This is a genomic window from Algibacter sp. (assembly GCF_029245835.1).
Classification (GTDB): Bacteria; Bacteroidota; Bacteroidia; order Flavobacteriales; family Flavobacteriaceae; genus Algibacter_B.
The window spans coordinates 22,776-36,889 of the sequence record NZ_JAQWOO010000011.1 but is presented as its reverse complement, the minus strand read 5'-3'; the positions used below and the strand labels follow the sequence as shown (position 1 = coordinate 36,889).

At 33.3% G+C, this 14,114-nt stretch carries 13 protein-coding genes; 5 read left to right on the top strand and 8 right to left on the bottom strand.

Going from position 1 to position 14,114, the window contains the following annotated elements:
- From mraY to mraZ, 6 genes are all read right to left on the bottom strand, one after another.
- Complete coding sequence (mraY, locus tag P8K68_RS01495; RefSeq protein ID WP_300247485.1) at positions 1 to 1,242, bottom strand: phospho-N-acetylmuramoyl-pentapeptide-transferase; 1,242 nt, start codon at positions 1,240 to 1,242, stop codon at positions 1 to 3.
- Positions 1,243 to 1,284: 42 nt separating this feature from the next.
- The gene (locus tag P8K68_RS01490) at positions 1,285 to 2,748 is read right to left on the bottom strand and encodes a UDP-N-acetylmuramoyl-L-alanyl-D-glutamate--2,6-diaminopimelate ligase (RefSeq protein WP_300247483.1); all 1,464 of its coding nucleotides are present in this window, start codon (positions 2,746 to 2,748) and stop codon (positions 1,285 to 1,287) included.
- Positions 2,745 to 4,706, bottom strand: coding sequence for a penicillin-binding protein (locus P8K68_RS01485; protein WP_300247518.1), 1,962 nt, complete (start codon positions 4,704 to 4,706; stop codon positions 2,745 to 2,747). The genes P8K68_RS01490 and P8K68_RS01485 overlap by 4 nt, the downstream gene beginning before the upstream one ends.
- 64 nt (positions 4,707 to 4,770) lie before the next feature.
- Entirely contained in the window at positions 4,771 to 5,088 is a 318-nt protein-coding gene (locus tag P8K68_RS01480; RefSeq protein WP_300247481.1) for an FtsL-like putative cell division protein, read from the bottom strand.
- 111 nt (positions 5,089 to 5,199) lie between these two features.
- Positions 5,200 to 6,096 (bottom strand): 16S rRNA (cytosine(1402)-N(4))-methyltransferase RsmH, encoded by an 897-nt coding sequence (gene rsmH / locus P8K68_RS01475; protein WP_300247479.1) that lies wholly within the window; start codon positions 6,094 to 6,096, stop codon positions 5,200 to 5,202.
- Positions 6,083 to 6,553, bottom strand: a complete 471-nt coding sequence (mraZ, locus tag P8K68_RS01470; RefSeq protein ID WP_300247477.1) for a division/cell wall cluster transcriptional repressor MraZ — start codon at positions 6,551 to 6,553, stop codon at positions 6,083 to 6,085. The genes rsmH and mraZ overlap by 14 nt, the downstream gene beginning before the upstream one ends.
- A gap of 325 nt (positions 6,554 to 6,878) precedes the next feature.
- Between mraZ and P8K68_RS01465 the strand changes: the two genes are divergently transcribed.
- Positions 6,879 to 7,643, top strand: coding sequence for an alpha/beta hydrolase (locus tag P8K68_RS01465; RefSeq protein WP_300247516.1), 765 nt, complete (start codon positions 6,879 to 6,881; stop codon positions 7,641 to 7,643).
- 52 nt (positions 7,644 to 7,695) lie between these two features.
- Positions 7,696 to 8,307 (top strand): ribosome biogenesis GTP-binding protein YihA/YsxC, encoded by a 612-nt coding sequence (gene yihA, locus P8K68_RS01460; RefSeq protein WP_300247475.1) that lies wholly within the window; start codon positions 7,696 to 7,698, stop codon positions 8,305 to 8,307.
- 40 nt (positions 8,308 to 8,347) lie between these two features.
- On the opposite strand, the gene P8K68_RS01455 is transcribed toward yihA, so the two are convergent.
- Together P8K68_RS01455 and P8K68_RS01450 are read right to left on the bottom strand one after the other, a co-directional pair.
- Entirely contained in the window at positions 8,348 to 9,442 is a 1,095-nt protein-coding gene (locus tag P8K68_RS01455; protein WP_300247473.1) for an ABC transporter permease, read from the bottom strand.
- Positions 9,443 to 9,450: 8 nt separating this feature from the next.
- Positions 9,451 to 11,589 carry a carboxy terminal-processing peptidase gene (locus P8K68_RS01450; protein WP_300247514.1) on the bottom strand — a complete coding sequence of 713 codons (2,139 nt, stop codon included), beginning with the start codon at positions 11,587 to 11,589 and terminating at the stop codon, positions 9,451 to 9,453.
- 175 nt (positions 11,590 to 11,764) lie between these two features.
- Here P8K68_RS01450 and surE point away from each other — a divergent pair, with 175 nt between their 5' ends.
- The 3 genes from surE (at position 11,765) to lpxB (ending at position 14,062) form a co-directional block, all read left to right on the top strand.
- On the top strand, positions 11,765 to 12,535 hold the full coding sequence (surE, locus tag P8K68_RS01445) for a 5'/3'-nucleotidase SurE (protein ID WP_300247472.1): 771 nt from the start codon (positions 11,765 to 11,767) through the stop codon (positions 12,533 to 12,535).
- A 42-nt stretch (positions 12,536 to 12,577) separates the two neighbouring features.
- On the top strand, positions 12,578 to 12,859 hold the full coding sequence (locus P8K68_RS01440; RefSeq protein ID WP_300247471.1) for a hypothetical protein: 282 nt from the start codon (positions 12,578 to 12,580) through the stop codon (positions 12,857 to 12,859).
- Positions 12,860 to 12,949: 90 nt separating this feature from the next.
- Positions 12,950 to 14,062 carry a lipid-A-disaccharide synthase gene (lpxB, locus tag P8K68_RS01435; RefSeq protein WP_300247470.1) on the top strand — a complete coding sequence of 371 codons (1,113 nt, stop codon included), beginning with the start codon at positions 12,950 to 12,952 and terminating at the stop codon, positions 14,060 to 14,062.
- Positions 14,063 to 14,114: the final 52 nt, after the last annotated feature.

The window sequence follows — 14,114 nt, the reverse complement described above, 5'->3', positions numbered from 1 at the left end:
CTATCTAATTTTCAAAGTGACAATGGAAAGGATAGCTAGTAATATACCAACAATCCAAAATCGTGTAACTATTTTACTTTCGTGATATCCTGATTTTTGATAATGATGATGCAGTGGCGACATTTTAAAAATGCGTCGTCCTTCTCCATACTTCTTTTTAGTGTATTTGAACCAACTCACTTGCATAACTACCGATAAATTTTCTGCTAAAAAGATGCCGCATAACACCGGTATCAACCATTCTTTTCTAACCGCTATGGCTATTACTGCTATAATTCCACCTATGGTTAGACTTCCCGTATCCCCCATAAAAACTTGAGCTGGATATGTGTTATACCAAAGAAAACCGATAAGAGCCCCTACGAACGCCGCTATGTAAATTGTTATTTCCTCAACTCTTGGGATATACATGATATTGAGGTATTCTGAAAAAATAATATTACCTGATACCCATGCAAAAATGCCCAAAGTGAGTACAATAATTGCCGAAGTTCCAGCTGCCAAACCATCTATCCCATCAGTTAGGTTAGCACCGTTAGACACTGCTGTTATGATAAAAATAGACACCAAAATAAAGATAATCCAAGCGTACTTTTTTAAGTCTGGACTTATCCATGTAATGACTTTGGCATAATCAAACTCATTCCCTTTTACAAATGGAATGGTTGTTTTTGTCGATTTAACCTCTTCTTCAAATAATTTTGAAGCCTCAATATCTGGATTTTCAGCTAATAAAACGCGTTGTTCCGCAATAGGAAGCTTTTCTTTCATTGTAACATCTTGATGAAAAAACAGGGTTGCTCCTACAATAATCCCTAATCCAACTTGTCCTAAAACTTTAAAGCGCCCTTTTAATCCGTCTTTATCGTTTTTAAACTTCTTTAAATAATCATCAACAAAACCGATGACACCCATCCAAAGTGTTGTTACTATTAAAAGAAGGATGTAAATATTTTCTAACTTCGCCAATAATAACACCGGAATTAGAGTTGCTAGAATAATGATGATTCCACCCATTGTAGGTGTCCCTGCTTTTTCCTTTTGCCCATCTAAACCTAAATCTCTAATGGTTTCACCCATTTGCTTTTTTTGCAAAAAGCGAATGATTCTTTTACCATAAATAGTAGAAATTAACAGCGACAAAATCATAGCCAAAGCTGCTCTAAAGGTTAAAAACCCAAAAAGTGTAGCTCCGGGAAGCTGGAACTGTTTTTCTAAATATTCAAATAGATAGTATAACATCTGTCTTTTTTTGAGATTCTTCGCTTACGCTCTGAATGACATTTATTTTTGTAATTGTTTTAAAAAATTCTTTACTATTTTCAGGTCATCAAAATCAAAGCGTTCTCCCTTAATTTCTTGATACGTTTCATGTCCTTTTCCAGCTATTAAAATAATATCGTTCGGTTGTGCCATTTGACAAGCTGTTTTTATAGCCTGCTTTCTATCTTCAATGGTTAATGTTTTTTTAAAATTTTGAGGCTCAACTCCCGCTTCTATTTCATTCAAAATATCTTCGGGCTTTTCACTCCTTGGATTATCACTTGTAAAAATCACTTTAGTACTTAAAACCGAAGCTATATGACCCATTTTAGGGCGTTTGGTTTTATCTCTATCACCACCACAACCAACTACCGTAATAAGTTCTTCGTTTTTTGTGCGGATACTATTAATGGTTTCTAAGACATTTTTTAATGCGTCAGGTGTATGTGCATAATCCACTATAGCAGTAATTTTTTTACCTGAAACCACATATTGAAAACGACCGCTAACACTTTCTAAATCACTTATTAAGCGCAGTACTTCAACTTTTTCAAGTCCTAATAGTTCTGCAGTAGCATATATAGCTAAAACATTATAGGCATTAAAATTCCCAATAAGCCTAGTCCAAACTTCACTTTCATTAACCTTTAACAGCAAACCTCCAAATTGATTTTCTAAAATTTGAGTTTTATAATCTGCATACTGTTTTAAGGCATAGGTATATTTTTTGGCTCTAGTATTTTGAAGCATGACCAAACCATTTTTATCATCTACATTCACTAATGCGAAAGCATTACTAGAAAGCTCATCAAAAAACTTCTTTTTAACATCTCTGTATTCAGCAAAAGTTTTGTGATAATCTAAATGATCATGAGATAAATTGGTGAAAATTCCACCTTCAAAACACAGCCCTTCTGTTCTGTTTTGATGAATTCCATGCGAACTCACTTCCATAAAACAAAACTCAACACCTTCAGCATTCATTTCACTTAAATACTTATTGATTGTTAATGAATCTGGAGTAGTATGGGTCGCTTTATACTCCTTTTCGTCTACCATAATTTTAACGGTAGATAGTAATCCAACTTTATAACCCGATTTTTTGAATAACTGATACAACAAACTCGTTACTGTAGTTTTTCCGTTAGTTCCAGTAACACCAACAAGCCTTAAATTTTCCGATGGATTTTTATAGTAATTTGAAGCAATAATTGCTAATGCTTTACTTGTATTATCTACTTCAACATAAGTTACTCCATTAACTAATTTTTCAGGTATTCTTTCGCAAACCACACTTGTAGCTCCACTTTTTATGGCGATTTCTATGTAATCATGTCCATCTGAAACCAGACCACGAATAGCAACAAACAAATGGTCTTTTTCGACTTTCCTAGAATCAAAATTAACAGCATGAACATTTATGCTAGTACTACCAACAACTGCATTTAAAGTCGCCTTATACAATATGTCTTTCAATACTATCATGATGCTTTTAAAACTACAGTTTGGTTATTTTTAAGTTTTGTATTTTTATTTACAGACTGGGCTTTAACAACCCCACTTCCATCTAATGTTACTTTAACATCAACTTGCATATTTTCAAGTAGAACAATAGCATCCATTGCTGGCATACCAATTAAATTTGGCATTATCGTTTTATAGGTTTGTGCCGTTTTATAAAAGCTTTCGTATTCATTCTCAATAGCACCTATTTTAACTTCTAACGATTCTATTTCATCTATCAATGGCGTATCTGTATATATTTTTTGAGCTACCCTTTTAAATACTGGCCCTGATACATCTGCACCATAATAACCAACACCTTTATCTGGCTCATGAATAACTACAATACAAGAATATTTAGGGTTTTCTGCCGGAAAATAGCCAGCAAAAGATGAGATGTAGTTTAGCTTTTCTTTATCTCGATAATCTTTTTGACAGGTTCCTGTTTTTCCAGCCATTGAGAAATTTTCAGAATACAATCGATGTCCAGTTCCGTGTTTCTTTTCAACTACATTTTTTAGTAACGCCTGTAATTTTGAAATCGCTTCTTTGGAACAAATTTTCTTATTTATAATTTGTTTTTCAAATGGTTCAATAACCTTGTCGAACTCCTTAACTTCTCTTAAAAATCTAGGTTTCACCATAACACCATCGTTCGCCACAGCATTATAGAACGTAAGGGTTTGTAATGGCGTAAATGACACACCATAACCATAAGCCATCCACTGCAAAGCAATACCGCTCCAGCGACCATTTTTAATTCTTGGGTCTGGAATAATTGGTTTTGGCTCTCCAATAATTGGCAAATCCAAATCGTCATTAAGATTCATAGCATACAACCTATCCACAAACTTCTCAGGTTGTTTTCTGTAAGCTTGATCAATAACCTTTACAATCCCAGTATTAGATGACACCTCAAAAGCCTTTGAAACCGTTATTTTTCCATAGCCACCATGTTTTGAATCGCGAACTTTTTTTCCATAGAAACTTAAAATGCCTTTTTCAGTATCTACAACATCACTTGTATCTATAACTTTATCTTGAAAAGCAGCTGCTAGTGCCATGAGTTTAAAAGTCGATCCAGATTCGTGACTTTCTCCAACTGCATAATTCAAACGCTCATAGTAGTGTCCGTTTTTATTTCTTCCTAGATTAGAAATGGCTCGAATCTCACCTGTTTTAGTTTCCATAACCACAACACAACCGTGATCTGCTTTATATTTTTCTAATTGGGCTAATAAAGCGTGGTGCGCTATGTCTTGTATGTTTACATCTATTGTAGTATATACATCGTAACCATCTTTTGGTTCAATTTCATTAGCATCACTTAAAGGTTTCCATTGCCCTTTTCCTATTTGCTGTTTCATGCGTTGCCCATCAACACCGCGTAAATATTTTACTCCAAAAGCACCATCAATTCCTGGTCTTGTTACATTTCCTTTCTCATCTATACGCTCATAACCAATGGTTCTTTGCGCAATACCACCCATTGGGTGTTCGCGCTTTGTAGTTTGCTCAACTATTAAACCGCCTTTAAAAGCACCAAGATTTAATAATGGGAAATTTCTCAATCTTATATAATCTGAATAGCCAATATTTCTAGCTAACAAAAAGTATCTATTCCTGTTGATTCGTGCTCGCCTTATATCGTTCTCTAATTTATTTGAAGATTTACCAGAATATTTTGAAAGCGAATCACAAAGTGGTTTCACATATTTTTCAAAAGTTTTTGATTTCGCCGTTAAGGCATCAAAACGGATATCGTATTTAGGAATTGAGGTTGCCAATAAATTACCATTAACAGAATACACATTCCCTCTGTTAGCTGGAATCACAACATTTTTCACAACACGCTCAGTTGCTTTAGCCTTATAAACATCGCCTTGAAGAAATTGAATGCTTAATAATTTAAACACCACAGCAAGCCCGAAGATGAACATACATCCAGCTATAAAATACAAACGGTTTAATATGTTTATTTCGTTTACTGCCAATGTTTTAGTTTCAATTTTGTTTTTTTACTTTTATTTTTTTTGGCGGAATTACTGAGGGCGCAAGCCCTTTATCTTTCATTACTGCTATAACATACGATTCCATTTTAAGCCGCATCAACTTTGAACGACCATCAACAAATGCAGATCGCATTTCTTTAACTTCATTTTTTAATCGTGCTATTTCATATACCTTTTTATCTGCACTGTGCGAACTCGCAATCATTATTATAGCAAGTCCTGAAATAAACAAGATGAATCGCCAGTTTCTAAATGAATCATCACTAACCAAAAAAGTTCCCTTTAATATGTTATAGATATTTTTTTTCATTTTTTATTCTCTCAAAACAGAAACCAACTTTTAATTAACCCTTGCGTCTTTAATTCCTTATTAGGGAATTAAATCCACCTTTCCTTAAAGGGAAGGAATTCAAATTTTATTTTATAATTTTTCAGCTATTCTAAGTTTTGCACTTCTTGCTCTATTATTTAATTTTATTTCTTCTTTTGAAGGCACAATCAACCCATTTACTTTTTTAAGAGGTACTTCAAAATTCCCAAACATATCGCGCTCTGGTTCTCCCTCAAACATGCCATTTCTTATGAATCGTTTTACTAATCTGTCTTCTAGAGAGTGGTAGGATATAAAACTTAATCGACCTCCTACTTTTAAAATCTCTGGCGTCTGCAATAAAAACTCTTTTAAAACCTCAATTTCTTGGTTAACCTCAATTCTAATCGCCTGATAAATTTGAGCTAACACTTTATTTTCATGACGCGGCGGCAAAAACTTTCTCAATACTGTTTTTAATTGCTCACTAGTAATAATCGGTTCTGTTTTCCTATGCTCAACAATTAATCTCGCCATTGCTGGAGCAGCACGTAACTCGCCATATTGCAACAACACTTGTTTTAATTGCTCTTCTTCATACTCATTAACCACATGAAAAGCAGATAACGCATTTTCTTGATTCATACGCATATCCAAATCCGCTTCAAAGCGTGTTGAAAATCCACGTTCCGCAACATCAAACTGATGAGATGACACCCCAAAATCTGCTAAAACCCCATCAACCTCTTTAACACCATGAAATCTCAAAAAACGCTTGACAAACCTGAAATTTTCATGAATCAATGCAAACCTGTCATCATCAATTGTATTTTTAAGAGCGTCCGAATCTTGATCAAAAGCAAAAAGTTTTCCCTTTGCACCAAGTCTTTTTAATATTTCTTTACTATGTCCGCCACCACCAAAAGTGACATCAACATAAACACCATCAGGTTTTATATTCAATCCATCAACGGTTTCTTTTAGAAGAACTGGATTATGATATTCCATGGTCATCATCGTCTTGTCCCATTACCTCTTCAGCCAAATCTGCAAAATCATCTGCTGCATCATCAATAGCTTGTTCATACAAATCTTTATCCCAAATTTCAATAATGTTTATCGCCGAAGCCACCACAATATTTTTTGAAATATTTGCAAAAACCGTTAAATCTTTAGGTATTAATAATCTGCCATTCACATCAACCTCAACCATTTTTGCACCCGCAGTAAACCGTCTAATAAAGTCGTTGTTCTTCTTTTTAAACTTGTTAAGCTTATTCATCTTCTGCATTAACTCCTGCCATTCATTCATTGGGTAGAGTTCTAAACATTTTTGAAATACAGAACGACGCAACACAAATCCATCTTGCAAAACTGCAGAAAGCTGCTTTTTAATGGAGGCAGGCATCATTAATCTGCCTTTAGCATCCACCTTACAATCGTATGTCCCTGTAATTAAATCCAATGTGGTTTATTGACTTATAAACGTTTAAGTTTCAAATATATTGAAAATTATCCCACATTATACCACTTAATACCACTTTGTTAATAAATATTCAATTAAATATGTTTTTTAACCGATTTACGAATTGTAAAACCCACTACACAACTAGCTTTACTTAATTTTAAAATTTCAATTTTCAGATTGGTTATTTTGTTAACATTCCTTTTTAAAATTTCTACAAATTCATCTGAAAAAAATCAGGTTTTTAGTGGAAAACAATTAATATGATGGAAATATGAATGAAATACCTATATTTGTTTTTATCGAATGAATGACTAATTTATTAATGGCGCATAGTTTAAAAAAAGAAAAAAAATACAGTTATATTGAAGCAGGTGAAGGCACACCCATAATTGTGCTACACGGATTAATGGGAGGACTAAGTAACTTTGATGCTGTAACAAATCACTTTAGTAAAAAAGGCTATAAAGTAGTTATACCCGAACTCCCCCTTTACAATATGCCTTTAATAAAAACTACTGTAAAGCATTTTGCAAAATACCTGCATGACTTCATTAAATTTAAAGAATTTAAAGAGGTTATTTTATTGGGAAACTCGCTAGGTGGGCATATTGGCTTATACCATACTAAACTTTTTCCTGAAAGCGTAAAAGCACTAATCATTACAGGAAGCTCTGGACTTTATGAAAACGCTATGGGTGGCGGCTACACCAAACGAAGAGATTATGAGGTGATTAAAAAGAAAGCACAAGATGTTTTTTACGATCCTGCGGTGGCAACAAAAGATATTGTAGACGAAGTTTACGAAACTGTAAATGACCGTAATAAACTTCTAAAAACTTTAGCCATAGCCAAAAGCGCTATAAGACATAATATGTCTAAAGACTTGCCAAATATAGCTGCTCCAACTTGCATCATTTGGGGCAAGAACGACGGTGTTACACCTCCAGAAGTTGCTGTGGAGTTTAATGAACTATTACCAGATTCTGAACTGTATTGGATTGATAAATGCGGACATGCTGCTATGATGGAGCATCCTGAAGAATTCAATAAAATACTTGATTCTTGGCTGCAGAAAAGAGGCTTCTAAAAATACATTCCAAAAGAAAAATTCCAAATAGGAAACTCTATTTACTAAAAACATGAAAATTAAGTCTGCCGAATTTGTTGTAAGCAACTCTAATGTTGATAAATGCCCAAAAAGTAGATTACCTGAATACGCTTTTATTGGCAGAAGTAATGTTGGAAAATCGTCATTAATTAACATGCTTACTAGCAGAAAAAGTCTAGCCAAAACTTCAGGAAGACCGGGAAAAACGCAACTTATTAATCATTTTTTAATTAATAAAAACTGGCATTTGGTAGATTTACCAGGTTATGGCTACGCACGTGTTTCAAAAAGCTCAAAAAAAGTATTTCAAAAATTTATAACGCAATATTTTGGCTTACGCGAACAATTAGTAACAGCGTTTGTACTTGTTGATATTAGACACAACCCGCAACCAATAGATTTAGAATTTATGCAATGGCTTGGAGAACATGGTATTCCGTTTTCTATCATCTTTACAAAAGCTGACAAATTAAGACCTAAAGCTATTGAAAACCATGTTGAAACATACAAAGCTATTCTTTTAGAAACTTGGGAAGATGTACCTAATTATTTTATAACCTCATCATCAAAAGACATTGGAAAAGATGCTGTTTTAGAGTATATTGATGGGTTAAATGAGAATATGGAGCTGGGTTCGTATTAAATTATCTCAAATAAATATATGATCAAATTTATTAGAACAATCAACTCTTAACATCCAACGCATCCCTGAAGGCATTTCCAATTAACATAAACGCCATAACTAAACTCATAATACAAAGCCCTGGTATAATAGCCAAATAAGGTTTTCCAAGAATAATATAATTATAATGGTCTTTTATCATGGCTCCCCAACTTGCCATTGGTGGTTGCGCTCCTATACCCAAAAAGCTCAAACCGCTTTCTATTAAAATAGCTGCCGCAAAATTAGCTGCAGATATCACGATAACTGGTGCCATTATATTTGGTAAAATATGCTTTGTAATAATTCTGAAATCATTATATCCAAGCGCTCTAGCGGCTGTAACATATTGCATTTCTTTAGTACTTATTATTTGTCCGCGTACCACCCTAGCTACTTCCACCCACATGGTTAAGCCTACTGCAATAAAAACCTGCCAGAAACCTTTCCCTAAAGCCAAAGTAATAGCAATAACTAATAACAGCGTAGGTATGGACCACGTTACATTGATAACCCACATGATTAGCGCATCTACTTTACCACCAAAATAACCAGCAATACTCCCCATAAAAACACCAATAATCAATGAAATAAGTACTGCAACAAAACCTATAAAAAAAGATATTCTTGCACCTACTAAAACCCGACTTAATAAATCTCGTCCGTATTTATCAGTTCCAAAAAGGAATTTTTTTTCTTTTATAAAACCGTTAGTAGAGCTATTTGGAAATTCACTTAGTTTAATTGTTTTTTCGGCACCTTCCAAACCGTCAGTAGCGTATTCTTTATAAATCAAAACATCATCTTTAACGTGGTAAGCTGAAATTGGAATTTCGGTATCTGTATTTTTCTTTCCGAAGAATAATTTTTCAAAACTATTTTGTTTTGCTTTAATTTTTGATGGAATAATTAGCATTATAACTTTAAACCCAGGTTTCTCCGAGTGGATTGCCAAATGCATTTGATTAGCATATTGCGAATCGTCTGGCGCAAAAACATAAGCAAACACAGAAACTATTCCAACCAAAACAATAAAACCAAAACTAAAAACGCCCCAAAAGTCTTTTTTAAATTTTTGGAGCGCTAATTGTTTTAGTGAGTTTGATTTGTGACTCATAAACCTTTTTAATTCTGTACCGTTGAAGCAACCTTTTTAATTGGATATGATGTTTTTAAATCTTCTAAAACATTTAGAGCTTCTTCAACATAAACATCTTTACTTAAACTTGTATGCCAACGCTCACGTTTTTCTTTCAAGTCAGTTGTGTCTTGTTCTATAAGAACTTTCTCAAAACCATGTGACTCAAAAGTTAAATTTGTTTTATACTCTGAAATAGCATCAAATTTTTTCGATTCTAATTCATTAGCTTCTAACTGGGATTTATATACTTTATAATTTAAGGAAAAAACAGTTTCGTCAATTTTAGTTTTTACCCATTTCGCGTTTTCTTCAATAAGTTTTAATTGGATATTATTACTCATACGCTTTTTACTATTTTCAACAGTAGTATTATAATCAAAATAATATTCCCAAGGTGTGTAATCTGCGGCATCAATTTCATCATAAGGTAAAGGGTTGGCTTTATCTTTTTCACCAACATCAATAAAACTAAAACGACCTGGAACATTTACATCACTTTTAACCCCCTCCAATTGTACTGATCCACCGTTAATTCTATAATATTTTTGTCTGGTTAGCGCCAAAGCGCCTAAATCACCACTTGTATTATTTCTTAACATATTGTTCAAGTCAATAACATTTTGAACGGTACCTTTTCCGTAAGTTTGTTTACCACCAATAATAATAGCACGTTTATAATCTTGCATTGCAGCCGCCATAATTTCGGAGGCTGATGCTGAAATTTCATTTACTAAAATCACTAAAGGGCCATCCCAAGAAATTGATTTATCTCTATCTTTTAAAACTTCTTTAGGCTGATCTGTAGAGCGTACTTGCACAATAGGGCCATCTTTTATAAATAAACCAGCCATATCTACAACTGCAGGCAAAGACCCCCCCCCATTATTACGTAAATCGAGAACTAAACCTTCCATTCCTTCGTCTTTTAAACGCTCAATTTCGTTCTTAACATCTTTAGCGGCATTTATGTTTTTATAATCTTGAAAATCTACATAAAAGGCAGGTAAATTAATAACACCAAACTTCCTATCATCCTTTTTTACGATGGAAGATTTAGCGTAAGTTTCAACTAATTCGACTACATCTCGAACAATTTCAATATCTTTTACTGTACCATCAACTTTTTTAATTGTTAAAGTAACCTTTGTTCCTTTCGGACCTTTAATATATTTAATTGCATCATTAATACGCATCCCTACAATATCTACCGGAAATTCTTCATCTTCTTGCTTCACTTTCAAAATCAAATCTTCAACCTCTAACTCATTACTTCTCCAAGCAGGACCACCAGAAATTAATTCAACAATTTTAATATAATCCATTCGCTTTTGAAGTCTTGCTCCAATACCCTCTAATTTCCCAGACATACGTTGATCAAAATCTTCTTTACCTTTTGGAGCTAAATAATAGGTATGTGGATCAAATTCTTCTACAATTGTATTTACATATACTGCAAACCAATCTTCGCGTCTTTGATCATCAATATAATCTTCAAAATAAATATTGATCGATTTTAAAGTGGCTTCTCGGGCTTCTTTTTCTATTTGAGCATCTGTTTTTAAAACATAATCAGGATCATTTTCCTTAGCTCTTTTTTCTTCTTCTATGATATCATCATAATTAGAAAGCGTAGAGAATTTTAATTGCTTTCTCCACCTATCTCTCATCTCCTTTTTGTTTTTCACAAACGAGCTATTTTCGTAATTTGTATCAAAATCTTCATCAATTGAATAGTCAAATGGTTTAGATAAAACATTTTTATATATCGTTTTAGCTTCTTCAATACGTTTCAACATGCGCTCATTTACAATATTAAAAAACGTAATATCTGTTACCTTAAGTTGGTCATCAATAGTCAATTTAAATTTCTCAAAATCCTTATAATCAGACTCATAAAAATAACGCTTAACGGGGTCTACAATTTCTAAATAATCCGAAAAAAATTCTACAGAAAATGAATCATCAAAAGCTATGGGGTCAAAATGACCTTGTTCTAAAACAAATGTTATAATTTGAATTAATAACTTATCCTTATCTGGGTTACTAAATTTTTTTGATGTAAAACTGCAGGACGCAAATGCTAGTAAAAGCAAGAGTGATAGTGTTTTATAATTCCTTTTCATAATATTCTTCATGAGTTTATCTTTTTTACTTCTAGAAAGTACAGCATATTTTTCACTAAAATAAAGAAAAAACCATGCCAATACTGCGAATCGCTACTAATTTTTTGTTAAAGCAAAGAAATTGAGTGTTTAGTAACGAAATTATGTATTTTAGCGATGTATTTTACCAACAATAATGAGCAAAAAACCACTAATACTTGTTACCAATGACGACGGCATAAACGCCCCAGGCATTAGAACTTTAATTTCTGTTATGAATGTCCTTGGCGATGTGGTAGTTGTAGCTCCAGATAGCCCACAAAGCGGTATGGGACATGCTATTACCTTAAACTCGACTTTATATTCCAAGGAAGTTCATTTTGATGAAGGTCCTCAAAAAGAATTTAGTTGCTCTGGCACACCTGCTGATTGTGTAAAACTTGCTATTAGAGAATTATCAGACAGAACTCCAGATCTTTGTGTATCTGGAATCAACCATGGTTCAAACGCTTCAATAAATGTTATTTATTCAGGCACCATGAGTGCTGCTATTGAGGCTGGTATAGAAGGGATTCCTGCTATTGGATTTTCTTTACTTAACTACAGCTGGGATGCTGATTTTGAAGCTTCTAAACCTTTTGTAAAAACAGTTACTGAAAACGTTTTAGAACATGGTTTACCAAATGGTATTGTTTTAAATGTCAATATCCCGAATATCTCTGAAAAAGAGATAAAAGGCATTAAAGTTTGCAGACAAGCTAAAGCAAATTGGGTTGAAGAATTTGATAAGCGCAAAACACCACAAGGAGAAGATTATTATTGGCTTACAGGTAAATTTGTTAATTTAGATGGTGGTGAAGATACCGATGAATGGGCTCTAGAAAATGGTTATGTATCTATAGTGCCCTCTCAATTTGATTTAACAGCACATCATTTTATTAAAGATTTAAATAGTTGGAATTTATAACAAATACTGAAAACAAGTTCAGTACAAGTACATTTAGCTTAAATGAAAAAAGAGATTTTTATAGGCATGTTTGTTGGTTTACTAGCGAACGCTATTGGGTTGTTTTTAGCAGCCAATTTATTAGGAAAAGGAGACGATTTCACTGTGGTTATTGAGGCTGCATCAAAAGAAGGTTTTTTAGGAAAGCTAATTAGTTTAGGTGCTATTTTAAATCTCATTGCCTTTTTTATTTTTATAAGAAAAAGACAAGATTATCGGGCAAGAGGTGTTTTATTAATCACCGTATTTATTGCTGTTTTCACTTTTGTTTTTAAACTTTTTTAAATTTTTATCCACTCGAGTGTAGTCGGGGTTTTTGCTTTAAGTTAATTTGAATAGAAAGGTTTCGACTGCACTCAACCTGAAAATAAGGAAATGAAATATTACATTGTAGCTGGAGAAGCATCGGGTGATTTACATGGCTCAAACCTAATGAAAGCATTGAAAAAAATAGATTCTAATGCAACTATTAGATTTTGGGGCGGTGACCTTATGCATGCTGCTGGTGGCACTTTGGTAAAACACTACAAAGAACGTGCATTTATGGGGTTTATTGAAGTGATTATGAACCTCAATAAAATTTTTAAAGACATTTCTTTTTGTAAAAATGACATCTCTAGTTTTCATCCTGATGTTATTGTTTTTATCGATAATTCTGGCTTTAATCTCAGAATTGCTAAGTGGGCGAAACAAGAAGGTTTTAAAACTAACTATTATATTTCTCCGCAAGTTTGGGCATCAAGAGCTAGCAGAGTTAATGCTATAAAGCGAGATATTGATGCGATGTATGTAATTCTTCCTTTTGTAAAGTCCTTTTACGAAAAATATGAATACGATGTCACCTTTGTTGGTCATCCACTAATTGACGCCATAGCCAATAGAGATCAAGTAGATGAATTTAAATTTAGAGAAACCTATAAATTAGGAGACAAACCCATTATTGCTCTATTACCGGGAAGTAGAAAACAAGAAATAACAAAAATGCTTTCTGTTATGTTGAGTTTGGTTGATGAGTATCCAAATAATCAATTTGTTATTGCAGGCGCGCCAAGTCAGGATTATAGTTTTTATGAGCCTTTTATAAAATCTAGTAATGTAAAATTCATTTCAAACAGAACTTATGATTTACTGAGTATATCAAGCGCGGCATTGGTAACTTCAGGAACAGCTACTTTAGAAACAGCACTCTTTAAGGTCCCTCAAGTTGTGTGCTATAAAGGGAGTACTATTTCATATCAAATAGCGAAACGGATAATAACTTTGAAGTTTATTTCGTTAGTAAATTTAATTATGGATAGAGAGGTAGTCACAGAACTTATTCAAAATGATTTCAATAAAAATCGATTAAAAAAAGAGTTGGACCTTATTTTAAATTCTGAAACTCGAAAAAGGCTCTTTTTAGATTATTACGAATTAGAAAAAGCATTAGGAGGCAAAGGTGCAAGTGAAAAAACTGCCAAATTGATTTATGAGTCTGTCAAATCTTGATTTTTAGATGAAAAAAATAGTTTTAATTCTCCTTTTGATTATCAGCTTTAGC